23 protein-coding genes and 1 pseudogene are annotated in these 23,537 nt (G+C 65.4%); 14 read left to right on the top strand and 10 right to left on the bottom strand.

Annotated features, from left to right (window positions below):
• Positions 1-155 precede the first annotated feature (155 nt).
• Genes ACX12F_RS28760 through ACX12F_RS28725 form a run of 8 tightly spaced genes read left to right on the top strand, consistent with a single transcriptional unit; the run spans position 156 to position 8,726 of the window.
• On the top strand, positions 156-1,010 hold the full coding sequence (locus tag ACX12F_RS28760; RefSeq protein ID WP_459367619.1) for a MaoC/PaaZ C-terminal domain-containing protein: 855 nt from the start codon (positions 156-158) through the stop codon (positions 1,008-1,010).
• Positions 1,011-1,023: 13 nt separating this feature from the next.
• On the top strand, positions 1,024-2,235 hold the full coding sequence (locus ACX12F_RS28755; RefSeq protein WP_459367618.1) for a lipid-transfer protein: 1,212 nt from the start codon (positions 1,024-1,026) through the stop codon (positions 2,233-2,235).
• A gap of 49 nt (positions 2,236-2,284) precedes the next feature.
• Entirely contained in the window at positions 2,285-2,719 is a 435-nt protein-coding gene (locus ACX12F_RS28750; protein ID WP_459367617.1) for a type II toxin-antitoxin system Rv0910 family toxin, read from the top strand.
• A 31-nt stretch (positions 2,720-2,750) separates the two neighbouring features.
• A complete protein-coding gene (locus tag ACX12F_RS28745) occupies positions 2,751-3,671 on the top strand; it encodes an SDR family oxidoreductase (protein ID WP_459367616.1) in 921 nt (306 codons plus the stop codon).
• Positions 3,672-3,675: 4 nt separating this feature from the next.
• Positions 3,676-4,536, top strand: a complete 861-nt coding sequence (locus ACX12F_RS28740) for an alpha/beta fold hydrolase (protein ID WP_459367615.1) — start codon at positions 3,676-3,678, stop codon at positions 4,534-4,536.
• Between the two features lie 12 nt (positions 4,537-4,548).
• Complete coding sequence (locus tag ACX12F_RS28735) at positions 4,549-6,111, top strand: aldehyde dehydrogenase family protein (protein ID WP_459367614.1); 1,563 nt, start codon at positions 4,549-4,551, stop codon at positions 6,109-6,111.
• Entirely contained in the window at positions 6,112-6,948 is an 837-nt protein-coding gene (locus ACX12F_RS28730; protein ID WP_459367613.1) for an SDR family oxidoreductase, read from the top strand. It abuts the gene before it with no gap.
• Positions 6,949-6,959: 11 nt separating this feature from the next.
• Positions 6,960-8,726: an AMP-dependent synthetase/ligase gene (locus tag ACX12F_RS28725; RefSeq protein WP_459367612.1), complete on the top strand. Its 1,767-nt coding sequence runs from the start codon at positions 6,960-6,962 to the stop codon at positions 8,724-8,726.
• A gap of 161 nt (positions 8,727-8,887) precedes the next feature.
• Here the strand turns inward: ACX12F_RS28725 and ACX12F_RS28720 are convergent, their stop codons facing one another.
• The 4 genes from ACX12F_RS28720 to ACX12F_RS28705 all read right to left on the bottom strand — a co-directional run bounded on the left by ACX12F_RS28720 (position 8,888) and on the right by ACX12F_RS28705 (position 13,329).
• A complete protein-coding gene (locus tag ACX12F_RS28720; RefSeq protein WP_459367611.1) occupies positions 8,888-9,706 on the bottom strand; it encodes an enoyl-CoA hydratase/isomerase family protein in 819 nt (272 codons plus the stop codon).
• Positions 9,703-10,335, bottom strand: coding sequence for a TetR/AcrR family transcriptional regulator (locus ACX12F_RS28715; protein WP_459367610.1), 633 nt, complete (start codon positions 10,333-10,335; stop codon positions 9,703-9,705). The genes ACX12F_RS28720 and ACX12F_RS28715 overlap by 4 nt, the downstream gene beginning before the upstream one ends.
• Before the next feature lie 89 nt (positions 10,336-10,424).
• Positions 10,425-11,783: a serine hydrolase domain-containing protein gene (locus ACX12F_RS28710; RefSeq protein WP_459370547.1), complete on the bottom strand. Its 1,359-nt coding sequence runs from the start codon at positions 11,781-11,783 to the stop codon at positions 10,425-10,427.
• Between the two features lie 160 nt (positions 11,784-11,943).
• The gene (locus tag ACX12F_RS28705; RefSeq protein ID WP_459367609.1) at positions 11,944-13,329 is read right to left on the bottom strand and encodes an amino acid permease; all 1,386 of its coding nucleotides are present in this window, start codon (positions 13,327-13,329) and stop codon (positions 11,944-11,946) included.
• Between the two features lie 176 nt (positions 13,330-13,505).
• Between ACX12F_RS28705 and ACX12F_RS28700 the strand changes: the two genes are divergently transcribed.
• Positions 13,506-13,991: a DinB family protein gene (locus tag ACX12F_RS28700; RefSeq protein ID WP_459370546.1), complete on the top strand. Its 486-nt coding sequence runs from the start codon at positions 13,506-13,508 to the stop codon at positions 13,989-13,991.
• Between the two features lie 55 nt (positions 13,992-14,046).
• On the opposite strand, the gene ACX12F_RS28695 is transcribed toward ACX12F_RS28700, so the two are convergent.
• On the bottom strand, positions 14,047-14,517 hold the full coding sequence (locus ACX12F_RS28695) for an SRPBCC family protein (RefSeq protein ID WP_459367608.1): 471 nt from the start codon (positions 14,515-14,517) through the stop codon (positions 14,047-14,049).
• A gap of 98 nt (positions 14,518-14,615) precedes the next feature.
• On the opposite strand from ACX12F_RS28695, the gene ACX12F_RS28690 reads away from it, so the two are divergent.
• Complete coding sequence (locus ACX12F_RS28690) at positions 14,616-15,218, top strand: TetR/AcrR family transcriptional regulator (protein WP_459367607.1); 603 nt, start codon at positions 14,616-14,618, stop codon at positions 15,216-15,218.
• Positions 15,219-15,344: 126 nt separating this feature from the next.
• On the opposite strand, the gene ACX12F_RS28685 is transcribed toward ACX12F_RS28690, so the two are convergent.
• The 3 genes from ACX12F_RS28685 to ACX12F_RS28675 are packed head-to-tail and all read right to left on the bottom strand — an operon-like array spanning position 15,345 to position 17,891.
• Positions 15,345-16,709 (bottom strand): ABC1 kinase family protein, encoded by a 1,365-nt coding sequence (locus ACX12F_RS28685; protein ID WP_459367606.1) that lies wholly within the window; start codon positions 16,707-16,709, stop codon positions 15,345-15,347.
• Between the two features lie 53 nt (positions 16,710-16,762).
• Positions 16,763-17,662: a hypothetical protein gene (locus ACX12F_RS28680; protein ID WP_459367605.1), complete on the bottom strand. Its 900-nt coding sequence runs from the start codon at positions 17,660-17,662 to the stop codon at positions 16,763-16,765.
• Between the two features lie 7 nt (positions 17,663-17,669).
• Positions 17,670-17,891, bottom strand: a complete 222-nt coding sequence (locus ACX12F_RS28675) for a hypothetical protein (protein ID WP_459367604.1) — start codon at positions 17,889-17,891, stop codon at positions 17,670-17,672.
• Positions 17,892-18,032: 141 nt separating this feature from the next.
• On the opposite strand from ACX12F_RS28675, the gene ACX12F_RS28670 reads away from it, so the two are divergent.
• Complete coding sequence (locus ACX12F_RS28670) at positions 18,033-18,662, top strand: TetR/AcrR family transcriptional regulator (protein ID WP_459367603.1); 630 nt, start codon at positions 18,033-18,035, stop codon at positions 18,660-18,662.
• Here the strand turns inward: ACX12F_RS28670 and ACX12F_RS28665 are convergent.
• Entirely contained in the window at positions 18,659-19,681 is a 1,023-nt protein-coding gene (locus tag ACX12F_RS28665) for a fused (3R)-hydroxyacyl-ACP dehydratase subunits HadA/HadB (RefSeq protein WP_459367602.1), read from the bottom strand. The genes ACX12F_RS28670 and ACX12F_RS28665 overlap by 4 nt on opposite strands.
• 193 nt (positions 19,682-19,874) lie before the next feature.
• On the opposite strand from ACX12F_RS28665, the gene ACX12F_RS28660 reads away from it, so the two are divergent.
• Complete coding sequence (locus tag ACX12F_RS28660) at positions 19,875-20,762, top strand: SCO6745 family protein (protein WP_459367601.1); 888 nt, start codon at positions 19,875-19,877, stop codon at positions 20,760-20,762.
• Here the strand turns inward: ACX12F_RS28660 and ACX12F_RS28655 are convergent.
• A pseudogene (locus ACX12F_RS28655) lies at positions 20,759-20,959 on the bottom strand (LLM class flavin-dependent oxidoreductase); the annotation flags it as partial. The gene ACX12F_RS28660 and the pseudogene ACX12F_RS28655 sit on opposite strands and share 4 nt — an antisense overlap.
• 777 nt (positions 20,960-21,736) lie before the next feature.
• On the opposite strand from ACX12F_RS28655, the gene ACX12F_RS28650 reads away from it, so the two are divergent.
• Together ACX12F_RS28650 and ACX12F_RS28645 are read left to right on the top strand one after the other, a co-directional pair.
• On the top strand, positions 21,737-22,486 hold the full coding sequence (locus ACX12F_RS28650; protein ID WP_459367600.1) for an SDR family oxidoreductase: 750 nt from the start codon (positions 21,737-21,739) through the stop codon (positions 22,484-22,486).
• Positions 22,487-22,508: 22 nt separating this feature from the next.
• Positions 22,509-23,420, top strand: coding sequence for an AraC family transcriptional regulator (locus tag ACX12F_RS28645; protein WP_459367599.1), 912 nt, complete (start codon positions 22,509-22,511; stop codon positions 23,418-23,420).
• The last annotated feature ends 117 nt before the right edge of the window (positions 23,421-23,537 follow it).

Raw genomic sequence — 23,537 nt, 5'->3', positions numbered from 1 at the left:
AAGCTACTCCGGACGGGAGCGCGAAGGAATGAGGGGAGCGCCCGCGTCGCCACGAGCGGTTCGGTCAAGAACCCGAGAAGTTCGGTCATCGTCGGCTGGGCCGCACGACCGTAGCGTCGAAAACCAGATTGCCCGACGACGCGCAAGGAGCGTGCATGGCTGCCAACGAAGGTTTCCACCTCGACCGTCTCGATCAGTGGGGCGGCGAGCAGGAATTCAAGGTCGAGCGACTTCAGACCGTCGCCTACGCGAAAGCGACCAACGACCCGATCGCCGCACATCTGGACGGCACCTACGCGCCGCCGGTATTCGCGGTCGTCCCGGTCACCGCGATCATGGCCGACGCGACGATGAGTGTGGTGCCGGACGACTTGATGCTGCGGATCCTGCACGGCGAGCACGACTTCCGCTTCCACCGTCCGATCGTGCCGGGTGAGGTCCTCACCGTTCGCGCGAAACCGATCGGTATCGAGGGCAAAGAGTCCGGTGTCGTCGTCACGACCTTGCTCGAAACCCGGGACTCCGATGGGGAACTGGTGAACGAGCAGTACTTCATCGGCTTCTTCCGTGGCGGTCGATTCGATGGCGCCGTCGGCGAGAAGAGCCCGGAGCACACCTTCGACGCGGCGCTGCGCGACAGCGAACCGGCGTTCACCTCTGTGCAGACATTCGACGAGGATCAGACGTTCCGCTACAGCGATCCCGCCGGCGACCCGATGCCGATCCACTTGGACGACGACTTCGCCAAGGCCATGGGTTTGCCGGGCATCATCATCCACGGTCTGTGCACCATCGCCTTCACCTCCCATGCGCTGCTCTCGCAAGTCAGCCCGGAGGACCCCGCCCGGTTGAAGCGGCTCGCGGTCCGGCTCAGCAAGCCCGCGTTGCCGAAGGAAACCATCACCACGACGTTCTGGAACACCGGCGCGGGTACCTACGCGTTCGAAACCGCCGGCGACGAGAAGGCCGGCAAGTTCGTGATCACCGACGGCCTCGCCGAAATCTCCTAGGAAGGTAAAAGGTATGAGTAACAGGGTATTTGTGGTCGGCGTCGGCATGACCAAGTTCGAGAAGCCGGGGCGCCGCGAAGGCTGGGACTACCCGGCGATGGCCGAAGAGTCCGGCACGAAAGCTCTCGAAGATGCCGGTATCGCATTCGATCTGATCGAGCAGGCGTACGCGGGCTACTGCTACGGCGAGTCGTGCTCGGGTCACCGTGCGGTGTACAGCCTGGGCCTGACCGGGATCCCCGTGTTCAACGTCAACAGCAACTGCTCGACCGGATCGAGTGCGCTGTTCCTTGCCGCACAAGCGATTCGCGGTGGGCTCGCGGACTGCACGCTGGCCATCGGGTTCGAGAAGATGCAACCGGGCTCGCTCGGTTCGACCTACGACGACCGCGAGCAGCCGATGCAGAAGCACATGGAGGCGATGGCCGAACTGCAGGAGTTCGCCTTCCCGGTCGCGCCGTGGATGTTCGGCGCGGCCGGCGTCGAGCACAACCAGAAGTACGGCTCGACCCCGGAGCACTTCGCGCGGATCGCGGTCAAGAACCACGCCCACTCCGTGCACAACCCGTACTCGCAGTTTCAGGACGTGTACACCGAGCAGGAGATCATCGACGCGAAGATGATCTACGCCCCGGGTCAGCTCACCCGTCCGATGTGCTCGCCGACCTCCGATGGTTCGGGTGCGGCGATCGTCGTCAGTGAGGCATTCGTCGAGAAGCACGACTTGGCTTCTCAAGCAGTGGAAATCGTCGGGCAGGCCCTCGTCACGGATACCCCGGGGACGTTCGAGAGCAAGAGCATGGCGACCCTCGTCGGTGCCGATATGAGTCGCACCGCGGCGAACCGTGTCTACGAACAGGCCCAGATCACGCCCGACGACATCGATGTGATCGAGCTGCACGATTGCTTCGCCCCGAACGAATTGCTCACCTACGAGGCACTGGGTCTGGCGGCCGAGGGTGAGGGACACAAGCTCGTCGACAACGGCGACACCACCTATGGCGGTCGTTGGGTCGTGAACCCGTCGGGTGGACTGATCTCCAAGGGTCACCCTTTGGGTGCCACTGGTCTGGCGCAATGCGCCGAACTCACCTGGCAGCTGCGCGGTACCGCCGACAAGCGTCAGGTCGAGGGCGCTGCCCGTAGATCGGGTGTCGCGCTGCAGCACAACATCGGTCTGGGCGGATCGGTCGTCGTCACCGCCTACAAATCAGCTGACCGCTGATTCCTGTTATCCGGCAACATATTCCGCACAAGAAATGGAGTAGTTAGAAATGGCAAACGCTAAAGGTTCCCTGGAAATCGCCGCACCGCAGGAGAAGGTGTGGGCGATCCTGTCCGACCCCGCGCGGTTCGAAGAGTGGCTGACCCTGCACACCAAGTGGAAGACAGCGCCGCCGGCGACGCTCTCGCAGGGCGCGACCATGAGTGAGGTGCTCACCATCATGGGTATGGCCAACACCATCGACTTCACCGTCGACGAATACGACGCCCCGAACACCACGACATTCTCCGGAACCGGCATGGCTGGCGCGAAGATCAGCTTCAGCCTGCAGGTCGAACCGAAGGGTGCGGACGCTTCCATCGTGACCGTCGCCGCCGAGTTCATCAGCCAGATGATGGTCGGCGCCATCGGTGGTGCCATCGAGCGCGCTTCCAACAAGGAAATCGCGGCCTCGCTGGAGAAGCTCGCCGTCCTGGCCGTCTGATCCAATCACCAACTTTCAGAAGGAAACTCACATGGGTTCACAGTTGAACTCCCCGTCGCTTCGCTCGCCCCGAATGGAGAACCGCGTCGCCCTCGTCACCGGTTCCGGTCGCGGTATCGGCCGTGAGCACGCGCTGCTGCTCGCCAAGCTGGGCGCGAGCGTCGTCGTCAACGACCTCGGCGGCTCGAACGAGGGCGCCGGTGCCGACGCCGGCCCCGCCCAGGAAGTGGCGAACGAAATCGTCGCCGCCGGTGGCAAAGCCGTCGCCAACACCGACAACATCGCCACCTGGGACGGCGCGAAAAGCCTTGTCGACCAAGCGATCGCCGAGTTCGGCGGCCTCGATATCGTCGTGAACAACGCCGGCATCCTGCGGGACGGCTTCGTCGCGTCGATGGATGAGGCGCAGTGGGACAGCGTGATCGCCGTGCACCTCAAGGGCCACTTCGCGGTGCTGCGGCACGCGGCGGGCTACTGGAAAGAGCAGGCCAAGGCCGGCAACCCGGTCAACGCCGCGGTGATCAACACCGCGTCGGCGTCGGGGACCTTCATGCCCAATGCCGGCCAGTCCAACTACGGGGCGGCCAAGGCGGGTATCGCGGCGATCACCGAGGTCGCGGCGATGGAGCTCGAGCGCTACGGGGTGCGGGTGAATGCGATCGCGCCGGTCGCCCGGACCCGCTTGACGCTGGCCACCCCCGGCATGAATGCGATGTTCCTCGAAGAGATTCCTGAGGGCGAATTCGATGCCTTCAGCCCCGCCAATATCGCTCCGGTGGTCGCCTATCTGGCCGACGAGAAGTGCCCGCTCACCGGGAAGGTCCTGGCGGTGCAGGGCGGCGCCATCACCCTGCTCAAGGGCTGGACATCGGTGGAGACCGTCGAGGTCGACGGGCCGTGGGTGCTCGATGAGCTGCCCAACCAGCTGGATAAATGGTCAGAGCAGGCTTGATCGCGTGATCAACGAACGACGGACGGTCCACAACGGGGTGGGCACGCGAGAGTTGTTCGTCGAGGGGGATGGCCCAACCGTTGTGCTGTTGCACGGGTTCGGCCATCCCGCCGACGCGTGGCGGCTGGTGCTCGATCGGTTCTCCCAAGCCGGCCAGTCGGCGGTTGCCGTCGATCTGCCCGGTTTCGGCGCCGCCGACCCGGCCGAGCCCGGCGCGTGGCTGCCTCAGGGCGACCGGTTCGTCGCCGAGGTGATCGGCGCGCACAGTCAGCAGGCTCCGGCGGTGCTGGCCGGCAATTCCCTCGGCGCGTACCTCGCCGTCCGCGCGGCCGCGTCACCGCTGCGTCTTCCGATCGGCGGCATCGTGCCGACGGCGACGCCGGGCTTCGGCTGGACGCCGTTGGTCCGTGCGGCTTTCCTCGGCGACGGGCGAGCGCTTACCTGGGTGGCGGGTGTCAGCGCGCCCAGGTGGGTCCGTGAATGCGGGGCCGACACGCTCATCGGTCACTTTCTCTATGGCGATCGAACCTTGCACGATCCGGAGTTGGTGCGCATTCTCAGCGGGCAGGTACACAGCCGCCGCGGCGCCCGGGAACTGCTCGAACGGGCCATATCGATGAAATGTGCAGTCGATGCCGAACCTGCGGTCGTCGGTGTCTCTTGTCCGGCTGTTTTTGTGCACGGACGCCGGGATCGGATCGTCGCGTTCGCCTCGAGTGAGGGTTGGCACCGGGCGACCCCAGGCAGCCGGTTGGTCGTGCTGGACAGGGCGGGCCACTGCCCGCAGCTGGACGCTCCCGACGAGATCGTCGCTCTAGTAAGTGAATTGGTCACGGCAACGCGCCGTGATTGCCGCCCCGCGTGAACGGACACCGAGATGGACAGTCGTAATAGCCAGACTTCGACGGCAACAGAATCGGCTGGACTGCCGGTGATTGCCGTGCACAATCCCGCCGACGGCCGGGTCGTCGGCAGCGTCCCGGACGAATCAGCGGCATCGGTGGCCGCCACTGCGCGCGCACTGCGCGAGGCGCAGCCCGAATGGGAAGCGTTGGGGCCGAAGGGTCGTGCGCGCTGGCTCTTCGAGCTGCAGGCGTGGTTGCTCGACAACTCGGCGCGCATCGCCGATGTCCTGCAGACAGAGACCGGTAAGCCGCGAGCCGACGCGGAGTTCGAAGTACCGGCATGGGTGGATTTGATCAACTACTTCGCCCGCACTGCCGGCAAGTATCTGGTTGACGAGCGACCCAACCCGCACAGTCCCATCGGCTGGACCAAGAAGCTCACCACGGTGTTCCGGCCCTATCCGGTGGTCGGCATCATCACGCCGTGGAACTTTCCGCTTGCCATGCCGGGCCTGGATGTTCCACCAGCGTTGATGGCCGGCGCCGCGGTGCTGCTGAAACCGTCGGAGGTGACCCCACTCAGCGCGATGGAGCTCGCACGCGGGTGGGCCGAGATCGGCGCGCCGAAGGTGTTCGCGGTGACGACCGGCCGCGGCGAGACCGGTGCGGCGGTGGTCGACGCGGTCGACTTTGTCCAGTTCACCGGCTCGACGCGAACCGGAAAAGCCGTGGCACGGCAATGCGTCGAACAGCTCAAGCCGTACAGCCTCGAGTTGGGCGGTAAGGACCCGGCGCTGGTCCTTGCCGATGCCGATGTCGACCGTGCTGCCCACGGCATTGCGTGGGGTGCGTTGTTCAACGCCGGCCAGACCTGTGTGTCGGTCGAGCGCGTCTACGTCGAGGCACCGGTCTACGACGAGTTCGTCACGAAGCTCACCGAGTGGGTCGGGCGGCTGCGTCAAGGTCAGGACGGCAGGGACTTCCGGTTCGAAATCGGCCCGATGGCCAACGCCACCCAGCTCGACATCGTGCGGCGACATGTCGACGAGGCAACCGCCGCCGGTGCGCGGGCGACGATCGGCGGCAAGCCGACCGGTGTCGGCACCTTTTTCGAGCCGACCGTGCTGGTCGACGTCGACCACACGATGGCGTGCATCCAGGAAGAGACATTCGGTCCGACCATTCCGGTGATCAAGGTCGCCGACGAGGACGAAGCGATCCGGCTCGCGAACGACTCCCGCTACGGGCTGTCGGCATCGGTCTGGACCCGCGACAAGGCCCGCGGACATGCGGTGGCCCGCCGGCTCGATGCCGGTGCCGTCAACATCAACGATGTCATCGCGAACCTGTTCAGTTTTGCTTTGCCGATGGGCGGCTGGAAGCAGTCCGGTGTCGGGTCGCGCTGGGGTGGTGCCGCCGGGGTCCGTAAGTACTGCCGGCAGACCGCTGTCACCGAGCCGCGGTTGCCGACGGTGATCGACGAACCCATGTGGTTCCCGTACTCGAAGACGCGCATCCGGCTCGTCTACGGCGCTCTTCGTGCTTTCGGCGCGCAGGGCCTGCAACGTATTGGTCTCACCAAAGGAGAAGGCTAGATGTCAGATCATTCGGATGTTGTGCGCGGCAAGGTGATAGCGATTACCGGCGGCGCTCGCGGTATCGGCCTCGCGACCGCCTCGATGTTGCGTGGTCTCGGTGCGAAGGTCGCGATCGGCGACGTCGACGAGGTGACAGTCAAGCAGTCCGGTGCCGACATCGATGTGTTCGCAAGCAAATTGGACGTGACCGACCTCGCATCGTTCACGACGTTTCTCGATGACGTCGAACGTGAACTCGGTCCGCTCGACGTGCTGATCAACAACGCCGGCATCATGCCGGTCGGCCTTCTTGCCGACGAGCCGGATGCGGTGACCCGCCGGATGCTCGACATCAATGTCTACGGCGTCATCATCGGCACAAAACTCGCTGCGCAGCGCATGATTCCGCGCGGTTCGGGGCACGTGATCAACGTCGCCTCGCTCGCCGGCGAGACCTACACTCCCGGACTGGCCACCTACTGTGCCAGCAAGTCCGCGGTGCTCTCGTTCACCGATGCCGTCCGTCTGGAGAACCGCAAGACCGGTGTCCAGTTCTCCGCCGTGCTCCCGTCGGTCGTCAACACCGAACTCACTTCGGGCACGACCGGTATTCGCGGCATCAAGAACGCCGAACCGTCCGACATCGCGAACGCGATCGTCGGTCTCATCATCAAGCCGCGTCCGAAGGTCCGCGTGACCCGACTGGCCGGTGTGTTGATCGGTGCCCAGAAGTACCTGCCGCGCATCGTCGGCGAGGAGCTGAACCGGTTGTTCGGTGGCGAGCACATCTTCACCGACAAGGTCGACAACAGTGCGCGCAAGGCCTACGAGGACCGCGCTCGCGGTCAAGCGTGAAAGCGGATCCGATGACATCACGAACGTTGGTCGAGGCATTCCAGTCCGTTGCCGCACGCCGGCCCGATGCCATTGCGATCCGTAGCGCCGACGGCGCCACCACCCTCACCTGGCGGCAGTACGCCGAGCGGGTGCGCGCCATCGCGACCGGTCTCGCGGCGCTCGGCGTTGTGCCGGGTGACACGGTCGCGCTGATGCTGACCAACCGGCCGGAGTTCCACGTGTGTGACACCGCGGTGTTGCATACCGGTGCGACGCCGTTTTCGGTGTACAACACCAATCCCGCGGATGTGCTCGCGTACCAGTTCGAGAATGCGGGCAACCGCGTTGTGGTCTGTGAGAAACAGTTTCTGCCAACGGTTCTCGAAGCGATCGGCCAGGGTGGCAAGGTCGAGCAGGTGATCTGTGTCGATGGCGAAGCCGACGGTGTAATCAGTCTGGCCGCGCTCGAGTCGACGCCGGCCGCCGACTTCGATTTCGACGCCACCTGGCGAGCCGTGCAACCGACGGATCTGCTGACCATCGTCTACACCTCGGGCACCACCGGCCCGCCGAAAGGCGTCGAGCTCACCCACCTCAATTTCATCGAGAGCGCCCGCATAGCAGACGCTTTCGGCGGTATCGACTCGTCAGATCGCGTGATTTCCTACCTGCCGGATGCCCACGCCGCCAACCGGTGGTTCGCCCACTACATGAACCTGTTGCACGGCGTCCCGGTCACTACGGTGCCCGATGTCAAACAGGTGATCGCCGCGTTGACCGACGTACACCCGACCGCATTCCTCGGGGTCCCCCGGATCTGGGTGAAGCTCAAGGCGGCGCTGGAGCAGCGGATCGCCGATGAACCCAACGCGGTGAAGCAGAATCTGGCGCGCTGGGCCTTCGCGACTGGACAGGCCAAGGCTCGCGCCGACTCGGCCGGGCGCCCGCTCGGCATCGTCGGCGCGATCCACTACCAACTGGCCGACCGGCTGGTGCTGTCGAAAGTCCGTGCGCAACTGGGCATGGACGAGGTGCGGATCGCCGTCACCGGTGCGGCACCCATCTCACCCGAAGTGCACGAATTCATCCTCGGACTGGGCGTGCCGCTGTGCGAGGGCTGGGGCATGTCCGAATGCACAGCAGCGGTGACGGTGGGCCTTCCGGGGCGCATCAAGATCGGCACCGTCGGGCTGCCCGTGCCGGGCGCCGAACTGCGCATCGCCGATGATGGCGAAGTGTTGGTGCGCGGCCCGATGGTGATGCGTGGTTACCGCAAGGCTCCTGAAAAGACCGGCGAGGCAATCGATTCCGAGGGGTGGTTGCACACCGGCGATATCGGATCGGTCGACGCTGAAGGCTTCCTTTCGATCGTGGATCGCAAGAAGGAACTGATCATCAACGCGGCCGGGAAGAACATGTCCCCGACGAATATCGAGAACATGGTGGTGGCCAGCTGTGCGTTGGTCGGGTCGGTAGCCGCCATCGGTGATGCGCGTCCTTACAACACCGCGCTGATCTGTCTTGATCCTGAGGTAGCCGCCGCTCACGCCGACAAGCACGGCTTGCCGGACCGATCGGTCGAGGCACTCGCCACCAACGATGTGATCCGGCAGTTGATCGCTGCGGGCGTCGACGCCGCGAACGCCAAATTGTCTCGGGTGGAACAGATCAAGAAGTTCACCATCGTGTCCGATACGTGGGAGCCCGGCGGCGAATACCTGACACCGACGGCCAAGCTCAAGCGCAAGCCGATCGCGGCCGGCTATCGCGACGTGATCGAGCAGATGTATTCGTAAGTCGGCGTCGTTGGTGAAATGAAGCTCGACCAGCGTGCGTCCTAAAAAAACTTCGGTCGGCCCAGAACGTGTCTGTTCCTGGGCCGACCGAAGTTTTTTAGGCATTGAGCCGAGCGGATCCGCCGGTTCGTCCGACGGTGTCCGCTTGACCGGCCTGTGGGTCAGGTGTTCGTGAACGTCGGTGTGCGGCGCTGCAATGTTGCTGCGACGCCTTCACCGACGTCGCTGGTGAGTGAGCACAGGATTTGGGCGCGGGCCTCTGTGTTCAGGTGTTGGCGGAGTTCGCCGATGCCGATGGCGCTGTTGAGCAGATCCTTGGTTTGGCTGACGCCGAATGGGGAGTTGGTGGCGATCCGGGTGGCGAGTTCGATGGCGGCGGCCACATCGGTTCCTTCGTCCACGACGCGTGAGACGAGCCCTAGGCGGTGGGCCTCTTCGGCGTCGAATGACGTAGCGGTGTAGAGGATTTCGGCGGCGTTGGAGAATCCGATGAGGCGCGGTAGCCACCACGAGGCGCCGAGATCGCCACCTGAGAACCCGAGGCGGGTGAAGACCGGGTTGAAGCGGGCGGTGGTGTCGGCAATCCGGATGTCCGTCATCGCGGCGAGGGCGAGGCCGGCGCCCACGGCGTGGCCGTGGACGGCCGCAATGACCGGTTGTGGGATTTCGCGGAGTGTCACAAACGTCTCGGCGGCGCGGGTGAGGGCATGGTGACGGCTTTGGACGGGCCCTCTGTTGCCGCCGGGGTCGAGTCCCGTGATCAAGTCCAGCCCGGCGCAGAACGCGCGGCCGGCGCCGGTGAGCACGACGGCGCGGCAGTGCTCGTCGTCAGCCAGTTGATGCAGTGTCTGCAGTAGCGATCTGCTCAGGTCGTCGGTGAGAGCGTTGAGCTTTTCGGGACGATTCAGCGTCACGACGGTCACCGGGCCATGTTTTTCGACCAGCACCGGATCGGTGCTTTGAGCGGTGGCGGTGGTCATCGGGTCGTCCTGTCGTCGGTGTGGATGTGGTAATCGGTGAGCAGAAATGCCCGGGTGGCCCGCCAGCGGCGGTCGACGGTGGCCTCGAGTCCGGGTAGGCGCCGCATCGCCAGACCGCGCGCGGCGGCGAGCGACAGGTCGAGCAGGGTGCGCCCGGTGTCGTCGCCGAGCAGGGCCGGCAGCATTTCGGCGGCGATCTGGCCGAGTTGGCGGTCCAGGGTCCGTCCGAGGTCTTCGACCGGCCCTCGCAGGTCGGCGTCGGTGCGGGCCGCCGACCACAATTCGGTCGCGGCCTGGAATGCGGGGCCGGTATGGATCGTCCACACGTGGTCGAGCAGCGCGGCGAAGCGGTCACGTTCGTCGGGGTGATCGCGGACCTGATCACGCGCCTGCGTGGCCAGCCGGGTTGCCAGGTGTCCGACGGCCTCGACGATCAGCTCGGCGCGACCGTGGAAGTAGTGCTGCTGGGCGCCCTGTGAAACGCCGGCGCGTTCGGCGACCTTGCGCGTGGTCAGCGCCGCATAGCCGTCCTCGATCAGGCAGGTAACCGCGGCGTCGAGCAGTGCCAGCCGGGTCGTTTCGCGTCGTTCGGCATGGGTCCGCCGAGTTGTCGGCTGCGTCGCGTGCATGCCGCACAACCTAACATATATTGTTCAGTCGACTGAACAATAAATTATGGAGCTGTATGCGCGGGTGGCGATGGGCAAACATGACCGTGTCAGTTCCCGTAGAGCCGCAACGCTCGCGCGGCCTCTGTGGCGATATCGCCGCTCAGCCGCGCGATCGGTGGCCCGCCGCGCTGGTGTATCACGTTCGACAGCACCGCCACGTAGGTGTCGGATCCAGGGTCGATCCAGAGGCTGACCCCGGTGAAGCCGGTATGACCGAAGCTGCCGACGGGGAAGACCATGCCGCGCGGCCGGGAGTGTTCGGTGTCGATATCCCAGCCGAAGCTGCGCAGCGACTGTCCCGCGATGGCTGGATAGTTCGGGGCCAGCAGCGGATCCGTTGTGTTGGGGTGCCTTTCGATGGCATCTCGGGCCGCCACATTCGCCACCGGCACCTGGGCGGGGTTGTGTCCAGGTTGCTGCGGCGTCGCCATCAACTCTGCGGTGGTCTGTGCCAGCGGGAACGGACTCGGACGCCCGGCGAGCCGGTCGAGCAGGGCCTGCGCGTACCGGCCGATGTCATCGACCGTCGAGAACACCCCCGCGCTGCCTCCGGTGCCGCCCATGCGCCTGGCGGTCGGGTCATGCACGGTGCCGCGGATCAAGTGGTCGAAGTCGGGATTGATGCCCGGGGTGTCATCGTCGTGTGCCGTCGGTGCCACCCGCGTCAGCAGACTGGTGCTCCAGGTTCCCGGCGGGCATGGCCCTGACGGCACGCCGTCGAAAACGATTGCCGTACCGCGAACGTGGTGGGGACCGCAGGCCTTGGTGGCAGGGAGGTATCGGGTATCGGAAAGCCCCAGCGGTGCAAAGACGTTGTCCTGCACATAGTTGTCCAACGACTGACCGGTGATCTTCTCGACCAGTGCACCCAGAATGATGAAGTTGAGGTCGGAGTAGTGAAACCCGTCGCCGGGTGGAAACTCCAACGGCGCCGTGAGCGCACGACGAATACCCTCCGCTTTGTCGGCGCTCGTCAGTCCCCAGGGCCCTTGATGACTCAGATCGCCACCGGTGCCGGAGGTGTGCGTGAACATCATGCGTACCGTCACCTGGGCGCGCCGCGGGTCATTGGCGGCATTGAATTCCGGAAAGTACGTCTGGATGGGTTCGTCGACCTGCACCAGGCCCTTCTCATACAGCTGCAGGAAAGCCACGGTCGTCGCGAGGCTCTTCGACAGCGACGCGAGATCGAAAATGGTGTCATCGGTCATCGGCTCGGCCGGCGCGGGCAAACCGTCCAACCCCGGTTCGTCGCCGAGTCTGCGGGCACCGTAGGCCTGCCGGAAGACGACGTTGCCACCATGCCCGATCTGAATCACCGCGCCGGGCAGCCGATGTGCCGCAAGCGCGTCATTCACCAGACGGGAGACGGCGGCGAAGGGCCCCGCGGGAACGACGCTCGGCACCGCAGTGGCGGCCGCAGACGTCGTGGCGGGAGCCTGAGCGGACGGGGGCGTGGCGGTCGGCGAAGTGCCAATTGCAGGCGGCGCAGGGCGTCCACACGCCGCGAGGGCCAGCACGACAGCGGATACCCGTGCGACGCGCGACCCCTTCACCGGTTCGACGTTAGCGGGTGACCCTGTTGAGCAGGAACCCGACGGCGAGCAGCCCGCAGAACCACACGGGCAGCGCGATGGCCCCCGAGTGCGAAGACGGGTCTAGTGTCATCAACAGGTAGATCAAGGCGAAGTACGCCAGGCACAGGTAGTTCGTGATCGGAGACAGCGGTGTCTTGAAGACACCGGCTCCCTCGCGGGCACGGAAGCGCAGGTGGCTCAGCGCGATGATGCTCCAGGTGATCAGCTCGGCACCCACCACGACGGGAATGAGGATCGCGAGCGCCTTGCCGGGCAGCGCGACATTCAGAATCACCGCAACGGCAACGAATCCGGAATTGATCAGGAGGGCACGCACCGGTACGCCGCGCTCGTTGGTGTGGGCGAGAAACCGTGGTGCCTGACCGCTGGCGGCGAGGTCGGACAGGACACGCGCGTTGCTGTAGGTCATGACGTTTGCCACGGACAGTGCCGCGGTCAGCACGACGATATTGAGCAGTGTTGCGGCTCCACCGATTCCGAGACCGACGAGCATCAGCACGAAGGGACTGCCGTCCGTGCCCACTTTGTCCCAGGGCCAGATGATCAGCATGACGCCGATGGCGCCCACGTAGAAGACCAGGATGCGCAGCAGGACCTGATTGATGGCGCGGGGGATGTTGCGGGCCGGTTCTTCGACCTCGCCGGCGGCGGTGCCCAGTGACTCGATGCCGCCGAACGAGAAGGTGATCGCGACCAGCGAGATCATGAACGCGCCGAGTCCCTTCGGCGCGAAACCGCCATGCGCCCAGAGGTTTTCCATGCCATGCACGTTGTAGTCGCCGGCGCCGAAGATGATGGCGATACCGAGCCCGATCATGGCGAGGACGGCCGTCACCTTGATCAGCGTGAAGTAGAACTCGAATTCGCCAAAAGCCTTGACGTTGATCATGTTCGCGCCGGTGATCAGTACCAGACACACCGCGGTGGTGATCCAGTGCGGCATGCCCGGGAACCAGAACGCCATGAACTCCGAGGCGGCCGTCAACTCCACCATGCAGACGACGATGCACACGTACCACCAGTTCCAGCCGGCGATGAATCCCGCTGGCTTGCCGAGGTATTCGCGCGCGTACGCCGACCACGACCCAGGGACCGGATGAGCCACGGCCATCTCACCGAGCATCCGCATCACCCCATACAGCACGATGCCGGCGATCGTGTATCCGACGAGAACGATCGGCCCTGCGGTTTGGACCGAGGTACCGGAGACCAGGAACAGGCCGGTACCGATTGCAGATCCCAGCGAGATCATCTGCAGGTGCCGGTTCTTCAGCTTGCGGTGCATCCCCGAATCGAGTGTGCCGTCCGCGGTCTGGGCCGGGGGTCCTTCCGCGCGACGGGTGCTCGGAGCCATCGGGTCGCCTTCCGTCTGTTGGTGATCGCGTGGTGTGTGGAGCTCGGCCGCGGTCACGTTGATGCGTCGAGGCTATCCCGTGCTGCTCGGGGGACCGCTCCGAATCACCGCACCCGCACCTAGTGCCACACTGGTCCCGTGACGACTCCTGACCCGATCGAGCCTGGACGTGGGTACTGTCCCGCGCGTGCCCGGCATGCGGCTTCGACGCGTCGTCCATCCAGCCCACCGACGTCGCGGACCGGATTCGCGACGATGCCGCTGACTGGGTGCACCGCTTGGCAGGGTCCGATGTCCGCACCCGACCAGAACCTGGCGTGTGGTCGACGCTCGAGTACGGGTGTCATATCCGTGACGTGCACCGAATCTTCGACCACCGCGTCCGATTGATGCTGACCGAGGACGATCCGCAGTTCCCGAACTGGGACCAGGACGAAACCGCGATCGCCGACGACTATGCGTCGCAAGATCCCGCCGTGGTCGCCACCGAGCTGTTCGGCGCCGCGAACGACGTCGCCGCCAGGTATGCCAATGTCCCGGCGGACGCGTGGAGCCGGCGCGGATTACGCAGTAACGGAAGCGAATTCACCATCGCGACCATTTCGGTCTACCACCTGCACGACATCGTCCACCACGCGAACGACGTCACCCGAAGAGGCTGACCGTGCACGCGATGAGCACGGTGCCGTAGGTGTAGCTGACGACGCAGTGCCCCGACTACTCTTCCGCAGCTGTCTTGATCGCCTGGAGGGTTTGACGCATCCCGTCGCGCATCGATTGGGTGAAGGCGTCTTGCCCGCCCAAGTAGGCGTCGATGACCTTGACCGTCCCGTCCGGGCTGCCGTCGGGGCTTTCGCGCCGCTGGGTGAGCTTGGTTCCGCCCGGCGTGGGCGCGAGGCGCAGGGACCAGATGGCCCAGTTCTCCTGGATTCGGAACGCGATCTCGCGGCCGCTGTCCAACCGCACCACGGTTCCGTGCGTCGTCCATTGAAAAGTGCCGTTGCTGTTGAGGTTGGTGAACTCGACACCATTGACGACATGCTCGGCGCCGCCTCGGAGTCGGGTGGATTCGACCTGTGGGCTCCACTCAGCCATGCGGCGGACGTCGCTGACCAGTGACCAAACCGCGGTCGGCGGTGCGGCGATGTCGATGCTGTCCTCGAGCACCGGTTGTGGATTCGCAGTCATGTGGCCCCAATCTCAGAGATAAACGTCCGAACGGTCGTGTATCTGGACGATAGTGTTTGATGTGCTTATGCGTCCAGTCGGACGTATAAAATGTCGAGGTGGCAACCGATAGTCAGGCCGATGGACGACGCGTCCGCGGCGACGCGACGCGCCGGAAGGTCGCTCACGAGGCGGCCATGATCGCGACGACGCATGGGCTCGACTCGATCACGGTGGGGGCGTTGGCCACGGCGACCGGGGTGAGCAAGAGCGGCATCCTCACGGTGTTCGGAAATCGCGAGGCGATTCAGGTCGCTGCGGTGGCCGAGGCGCGGAACATCTACCGTGAAACGTTGCTCGCGAATGTGTTTGACGCCGCCGCGGGCGCACCGCGACTACGCGCGCTCATTGATTCCTGGGTCGACAACCTGCGTGCCGGAGTATTCCGAGGCGGGTGCTTCATGGCCGCGACCACGGCAGAGTACGGACGCCGGGACGGTCCGGTCGCGGACGAGGTCCGCAAGCTCAAGCGTGGCTGGTTGGCGCTCCTGGAAACCGAGCTCACCGCAGCGGGCTCACCGAGCCCCGCCCTCGACGCTTTCGCGATCGACGCATTTCTGACCGCCGGCAACACCCGTCGGGAACTGTTCGCTGACGATGGCGAGCTGGCGCGCGCCCGGGAGCTCGCGTTGGGCGTCGTCGATCGATCGCCCGTGAGCTAGCGCGGATAGGCCCCGTGGCTGGAGAGTTCGGCCATCATGTGCGGCTGGATCGACGGTGCGGTGCGCTCAGGCGAACGTGCCGCGGCCGAGGCGTTGGCTGCCGAAAGCGTTGTCGCAGGCTGATTTTCAGCGCGTGGCTCGCCAGCGTGCTATCTCACGGCCGACCTCGGTGGCGGCGGGGCGATCGAAGAACCACTCCTGGCCGATCCGGTACCAGTTGTTGGTGCTCTGCAGATGTCCGAGGGTGCCGAAAGTGAGGAAGTCGGCGCGCCGGGAGAAGGCGTGCTCGGGCGGCAGCATCTGCTGCTTCATTCCGGCGAATTCTGTCTGGCGCGGGTCGATGGCCGAGACGACGGCGCCCGTCGCCAGCTCGGGGGTGATGGTGATGTCCTCATCGACCATGTGCCACTCGCTGGCGGCCCAGATGTATTCGAGGCAATCCCGTGCTGCCACACCGGATTCGGCGTCGATGATGCCGCGGCCCAGCATCAGCTGGTAGAGGTCGTCGGCACGGCCTTCGACAGCTGCGTGGAAGCAGGCCAGTTCGAACGCCACGTTGGCGGGGTCCATCCGGTTGTAAAGGCCGAAGTCGACGAATCCAACACGGCCATCGGGTGTCAGCATGATGTTGCCGGGGTGCGGATCACCGCAGAACTCGTGGTTGGTGAACAGCGACCCGATGTAGAACCGGTAGATCAATTCCCCGATGTGATTGCGGTCGGCGGTGGGCAACGTCCGCATGTGGTCGAAGCCGGCGGCATCGAGGTATTCGGTGACCAGCACCCGCGGTGTGCAGAACTGGGTCACGCTGTCGGGGACGACGACGAACGGGTGTCCGCGGTACTGCTCGGCCACGAAGTGCTGAGTGTCGGCCTCCCGCAGGTAATCCAATTCGCTCTCGAAACCCCTGGTTAGCTCGTCGAGCATCGCGGTATTCGCCGACGGCCATACCCGCCAGAGTTTCATCAGCAGCGCGAGGTTCCGCATGTCGGCCTGGATCGCCCGGTCCACTCCGGGGTACTGGACTTTCACCGCGACGTCCCGGCTGTCGCGCAGACGGGCTCGGTACACCTGGCCGATTGATGCTGCCGCCGTGGGGCTTTCGTCAAAATCGGAGAAGACGGCCGACAGCGGACCGAGGTCGGCTTCCATTACCTCCCGCATGGCGCTGAACGGCGCCTGGGGTGCCTGGTCGCGCAGTGCGGCAAGCTTCTGGCGGAACTGCTCGCGATGGGACTCGGGCACCAGGTCGAGTTCGATCACCGACAGCATCTGGCCGAGCTTCATCGCTGCGCCCTTCATGGAGCCCAACACCGTCACGAGATTCTCGGCCATCTCGATGGTGGCGCGCTCGGCGAGCAATTCTTTTGCGCGTTCCGAGCGGCCCACCATCGACAGCCGGGTGCGACCGCCGCGCACAGCCTGTTTGGCGGCCAGAGCACCCAGCATTCCGCCCCGGGCCAGCCGCCCTTCAGGCAGTCGGCGCGCCATGCCGCCCGCCGCTGAGTTGGTGCACCCGCTCGTTCACCATGTCGTCGATGCTGTCACGCAGGAGTCTCGTTCGCCCAGGATTCGGCGGCGCGGGCCAGTCGGTGCCAGGCCTCCAGGCTTGTCAGGCGGGCAAGAGCGGCGTCGTCCAGCGTCGCTGAAACCTCAAGTGTTTCAACAACAACACCTTCAGCCACGGCGACGTCGAGGACGTAGGTGACCCTCTCGAGGTCGGGATGACCGAGTAACTCGGTGACGGCGGGCCTTGCGAGTTCAGGGTCGATCCGGTTCAGCAGCGATAGCAGCGCGGCCAGCACCTCGGGCTTCGCGGCGGCGATGGCCGCCCGGGCCATGCGCAGCGAGCGATCCGGTCCGGCCGCCCGCATGATGTCGTTCATGACCTTGGTGTCCGCCACCAGGACGCCGGTCAGGATGATGCCTTCGTCGTCATCGATGGCCTTCTCGAAGGCCACGATGTGCTCGTCGGTGGCGAATTCGACGAATCGTGACGCGGTCAGGTAATCGCCGCGCCGCAGCAGCTCCTTCGCGGCCGGGATCAGCAGCTTGGCCGGCAGCCGCGGCGCGAAGTGCGGGATCACCCGCGGATCGACGTACGGTGCGGCATCGGCGAGGTAATTGGGCTTCAGGCCCGACAGCACGCCGACGGCGCGATCGCTGTGGGCCAGGCCCACAGCGCCGCCGACACGTCCCGCAATTTCGGGAGGTACCGCCCGCTGCGCGACAGTGACCACCAAGGCGTTGGGGACCAGCGGCGCCAGCTTGCTCACCCGGGCGAAAGCTTCGGCCTGCTCGTCGAACAGCGCGTCGGAGAGGGCGCCGCGGAGCGCCTTCAGGTCGTCAGCGCTGAGGCGCGCCAGGCTGGACAGGCGTGCGGTGTCGGTCTGCAACAGATCTGCGAGGAGCGACAACTGTGCGCGGGTCAGGATGTCGGACATCGGATCATCACTTCCCGAACAGAATCTTGCGGGCCGCCGGCCGGATCAGCCGGGGCAGAACCTTGAGCCCATCGTCGAGCGAGCGGTCGAGACCGTGCTGATGGGCCACCCGTGCCTTCCTCAGCAGGGCGAGCAACAGTGCTGATTCCTCGGGCGTCAGCTTCTCCAGCACATCCCGCGGCTCCCTGAGCTCGTCGAGCAGCGGATTGTCGGCACCGGCAGCGGCCATTTCCATCCTAAATAATTAGCACATTGGGATTGTAATGCTATCTGAATGTGGGCTCCGAATCGAAAAAGTGCCTCTCAGCTGGCTCGTTATCTGGATAGCGATAGTATCGAGACCTGTTGCACGGAGGATGCGGAGGACGCGGTGGCTGCTCGGAAGGTGCTGACTCGCGCGGAGAGTCAGGCGCAGACGCGGCAGGAATTGCTGGACGCCGCGGAGAAGCTGTTCTATGCCAACGGGTACCACGCCACGTCTCTGGCAGCCATCGCGGCGGAAGCGGGCCGCACCATCGGCGCGGTGTACAGCAACTTCGAAGGCAAAGAAGCGCTGTGCCTCGAGGTCATCCGTAATCGCTCCATGACCGAACTCAATCAACTGCTCGGGCCGCTCGTGGCGGCCGGTGTTTCCGCCGACGACCGCCTCGCGGCCCTCGCGAGTTGGTGGGCACGCATCGGCGCCGAACCCAACCTGGTCGTGCTCACTGCCGAGTATGTGACCAGTACCTTCCATGACCCTGCGCAGCTCGCCAAGGCTCGCGAGGCGCTGGAGCGATTCAAGGAATCGACGCGCGTGCTGCTGGAAGATGCTGTGCCCGAGGGGGTTCCGGCTGACCATCCGTTGATGGATGATGCCATCGAGATCGCTGTGGCGACTGGTGCCGGTCTCGCCATGGCGCAGGCACTGGGGACCATCGACGCTGAGCGTGGCGCCGCCCTGATGGTGGCCAACTTGCGGTTGTGGTTCGACGCGTTGGCGGGCGGCAAGTCTGACTAACGGAAGCGGACGTCCATGGTGGCGAGGCCGAAGATCTTCTTGCCACCCGACTTCGCCCCGATGATCACGATACCGGTGCGGGTCTGCGGGTCCAGCGACTTGACCTTGCCGCTGAACTCGATGGCGCAGCCCTCGGCTGCGGGGACGACGGCCGGCGCGGACAGTCGCACTGTGTAGCGGGTGGTGGCACCGGGGTCGCCCGTCCACGTGGACGCGAATCCGGCGCCGAGGCCCATGGTGAGCATGCCGTGGGCGATCACATCGGGCAGACCCGCCAGCTGGGCAAGATTCTTGTCCCAGTGAATCGGGTTGGCGTCGCCCGCGACGCCGGCATAGTTCACCAGGTCGCCGAGGGACAGGCGCAGGTCGCCCGCGGGAAGCTCGTCGCCGACGGCCACGTCGTCGAACGACGGCGTCCCGGGCGTGCGAGCGGCATCGGTGGCGATCCGGACGTCACTGTCGGGGCGCACCGTCCGGCGGTACTCCTCTTCACCGATATCGAGGATGTTCATGTCGTGCATCATGACCTTCTGCACCTCGGCCTTGACGTCGCCGTCGATGTCCTCGGCCGTCACCCCGACGACGGTGGTGTGCAGGGTGTGGACCCGCTCGCCCTTGGTGTCGGTGAAGGTGTTGGTCACGGTGATGAAGTCGCGGCCCGCGGTCCGGCGCACCGCCGTCAGCTCGACGTCGATGACGAACTCGTCACCCGCCACGATCGGTCGGTGCTGCTCGAAGACTTCCTCGGTCTGCAGGTAGGTGTCGTAACCGACGACGATCGACTCGAACATCCGGCGGTTGCATTTCATGCCGGGGGTCGAGGTGAAGGTGATGGGCGCGATGACATCCGCGTAGCCGAGTGCGTTGGCGGCAGCGACGTCCCAGTGCGCAGGGTGGTAGTCCTGCACGGCGCGCGCGTACTCGCGAAGCTTCTCCCGGCCGACCAGATAGGTGCCTTCCATCTGGTAGTGGTGGCCGATCCGCGCTTCGAGCGGCGACGCTTCTGCTGCTGTCGTCATTACTGTGCCCAACTTTTCTATCGGCATGTTCGCTGAAGCCGACCAAAGCACCCTACGCGGAGAGGCGGCGGCAACACACGTCGATCCGCGTTCTACCTGCGCCGAGCGCGCAGATATGTGCCCAAAACCACCTCATTCAGCGGCCGCCTGTGGCTGTTCGCGGGCGAAAACAGGGCCGTGCTTGACTGGCAGCATGGCCCGCACACCTAATTTGGCCCGCCGGTTCTTCGAGCGATTCGAACCCGTGCACGCCATCACCTACTTCGCGCCCGAGTCGCGCGCCGCCGCGCAGGACCTGGGTTATCGCAGCTTCTGGAGTGGCTACTTCGTCACGCGGTCGGCGCCCCTGGGTCCGGTGCCTCCGCGCGTCGTCGAGGCGATCTTCTACAACTTCGCCTCACACCGGGTGGCCAAGTCACTGGCCGGCGTGTGGGACATCGCCACCCCGGAACAGGCACTCGCGGCCCGGCAGGCCGGTGCTGTCGCTGCCTTGAACCGGTACGGCCTCACTGCCGACGAGAACCTGCGCATGGCCGCTGACTTGCTGGGCCGGGTCGCACGTGGCGCAGCCGTCGACGGCCGGCCGCTGTTCGCCGCCCTGTCGGCGGTGCCCTGGCCCGACGAGCCGGTGGCTGCGCTGTGGCACGCGGCAACTCTGCTGCGGGAACAACGCGGCGACGCCCATGTGGCCGCTCTCGTGGCGGCCGGCATCACCGGTCGCGAATCCAATGTGCTGCACGTCGCGGCAGGCCGGACCACCAAGGAGAAGGTCGTCTCCACCCGCGATTACGACGACACGGAGTGGTCGGCGGTGACGGCGCAGTTGGCCGAGCGGGGCCTGCTGACCGCCGATGGTTCGCTGACCGCTGATGGACGAGCCCTCAAAGATGACATCGAGTTCCGCACCGATGCCGCCGCCCTCCCCACGCTCGATGTGCTCAGCGACGCCGAGGTCGAGACCCTGTTCCAGGCGCTCACGCCGCTCGCCCGGATGGTGGTCGCAGGCGGCGACCTACCGGCGATCACCCCGATGGCGCTGCAGCACAGCGATCTCGACACTGCCGGCGCGAACCTCGGCTAAGCAGCCAGGGCGCCGCGCTTGCGCAGCAGCGGCAACACCCCTTCGGCGAACCAGTAGGCCTCCTCGAGGTGCGGGTAGCCCGAGAGGATGAACTCGTCGAATCCGAGATCGTGATACTCGGAGATCAAGGCGGCCACCTCTTCATGGCTACCGACCAGCGCGGTGCCGGCGCCGCCGAGGATCAGACCTTCGGCTGCACGGATTCCGGATATGCGTAGTGCTTCGGCGAGCTGACCGTTTCCGATCAGCCCGATACTGGCTTCCGCGATGGTCTGGGGCGCCGGCAGGATTTCGGGATCGATGAAGCCCCAGGCGCTGCCGGCCTGCCACAGAACGAGTACAGCCAGCGGCGACAGCCAGCGGATGATCTCCCAGCGCCGCGCGTCGACGCGGCTTCGCCAGGAGACGGACTGCGCCGCAGCAGGTTCGGTACCGGGGGCCACCTGCGCGACAGCGGCCACCGTGGCCTTGAGGGTGGTCATCACGCTCCTCACGTCGACGGCAATCGGACAGGCGGGTATGCCATTGCACCGAACGTAGGAGGCCGCAGACAGGGCGTGAAGATTTACCGTCGCCCTGATTCCACGGGAACGGGGGGCCTCCCGGCGGTGGTGCCGTCGGTTGAGCACGCTGGCTATCTCGAAGGCGCGATCGAATCGGGTGGAGGGTCGCGGAGGAGATTGTCGCGGCGTTGGCGTGAGTGATGCGATGGGTTGGTGTGCCCGCCAGTCGGTGTTCTACCGAATGTGTAGGTATCGGCCGATATTTCACGAATCCACATCCAAAAGCTGCACATTCGGCGTAGCACCCGGGAGCGAATGTCTAGACCTCACGCCGTACGGTCACTGCGTGTCGAGGCCTTTCACCGCTGGGCAGTTGACCAGGCAGGCCGGATCCAGAGCCAAGACGATCGCGCATGAATCTCAGACGAAAACGCATTGATCGTCGCGTCTAGCGTGTCTATGTTTTGACCTATGAAGACAGTGTTGATCACGGGTTGTTCGTCGGGCTACGGGCTGGAGATCGCGCGCCACTTCCACGCGCAGGGCTGGAGCGTCGTCGCGACCATGAGAACCCCGCGGCCCGAACTGTTGCCGGACTCGGACCGCATCCGGGTGCTGGCCCTCGACGTGACGGACTCGCAGAGCATCGCCGATGCTATCGCGGCGGTCGGCCAGATCGATGCGCTGGTGAACAACGCCGGCGTCGGGGTAGTGGGAGCGTTCGAGGCCACGCCGATGGCGACGACTCGGGAGGTGTTCGAAACCAACACCTTTGGTGTCATTGCGATGACGCAGGCGGTTATTCCGCAGTTCCGCGAGCGGCGGTCCGGCGTCATCGTGAACGTGACCTCCAGTACGACATTGGCCCCGATGCCGCTGGCCGCGGTGTACACCGCGAGCAAGGCGGCGATCGAGGGCTTCACTGGCTCGCTGGCACTGGAGCTCGAATTCTTCGGTGTGGCAGCCAAACTCGTCGAACCAGGCTACGGGCCGGGTACCAACTTCACCGCCAATGGCGCTTCCCGGATGGATGGCTTGCTGCCGCCGGAGTACCAGGATTTCTGGGCACCGGTCATGGCCGCATTCGGGGATATCGACGTGTTCACGACGGCGTCCGACGTCGCCGAGGTTGTCTACGCGGCCGCGACCGATACGTCGGGCCAACTCCGGTTCGCGGCGGGCCCGGACGCGCTAGCCCTGGTCGCTGCGCAGGCCCATTGAGTGTCGCGAGTACCGTGTCGAAATGGCAACGGACCCGCTTGATTTCACCATCGCAGTGTTGCAGCCACGCGCGGTGCGATCGAAGATCGTGGCGGGTGGCGGGCAATGGAGCATCCGCAAGCCGAGGTACGCCGATCCGTCTTTCTCTCTGATCCTCGACGGGACGTGCTGGTTCATCCCGGAGGGCGGCGACGCCATCGAGCTGCGCGCGGGCGATTTCCTGCTCCTGCCGGAGACACCGAGTTTTGTGCTGGCCAGCGATCCGGACCTGGCGCCGACGGACACGCCGCTCGACGCCGACTGTGATGTCGCCTACGGTGACGGTGCGCCGACGATGTGGATGCTGGGCGGATACTTCCAATTCGACCGGGCGAACGCCGCGCTGATCGTGCAGCTGTTGCCGTCCGCGATCCTGATTCGCCGGGACGATCCAGGCGCGGCCCGGCTCGGTCGCATGGTGGAACTGATCGCCGAAGAGGCCGGAGACCGAAACCGGTGCCGGGACCTCATCTTGGAGCGCCTGGTGGAGGTGCTGCTCATCGAGGCGTGGCGATTCGAGACTGAACACGGTGCCGTCGAGCGGGGATTGCTTGGGGGACTGGCAGATCCGGCGCTGGCCTGGGTCCTGCAGGCGATACACGCTGACCTGGCCGAGCAATGGACCGTCGAGAAGCTTGCGCGCACCGCGGGGATGTCCCGGGCCGTCTTCGCCGAGCGGTTCTCCCGCACGGTCGGGATGCCGCCCATGCAGTACCTGACGGAGTGGCGGGTCGTTCGGGCCAAGGAACTGCTACTGGGTGAGCGGCCCACATTGTCAGCTGTGGCAGGACAGGTCGGTTACGGCTCGGCGAGCGCCTTCAGTGCAGCTTTTGCCCGGGTGGTGGGGTGTTCACCGGCCGAGTTCGCTCGGCGGGCAAACCGCGATGGCAGGTAGCGCCACACTGCATCGAAAAAGCTTCAGAGCCGGTGCATTTCGCGCTCCATCGCAGCGTCACCGAGCAACCCGACCAGTGAGGGCGGGTAGTACTCATGTTGTCGCGATCTTCGTTGG

Source organism: Mycolicibacterium sp. HS_4_1 (assembly GCF_054515875.1).
The sequence above is the reverse complement of the archived record's forward strand: the minus strand, read 5'-3'. Positions and strand labels throughout refer to the sequence as shown.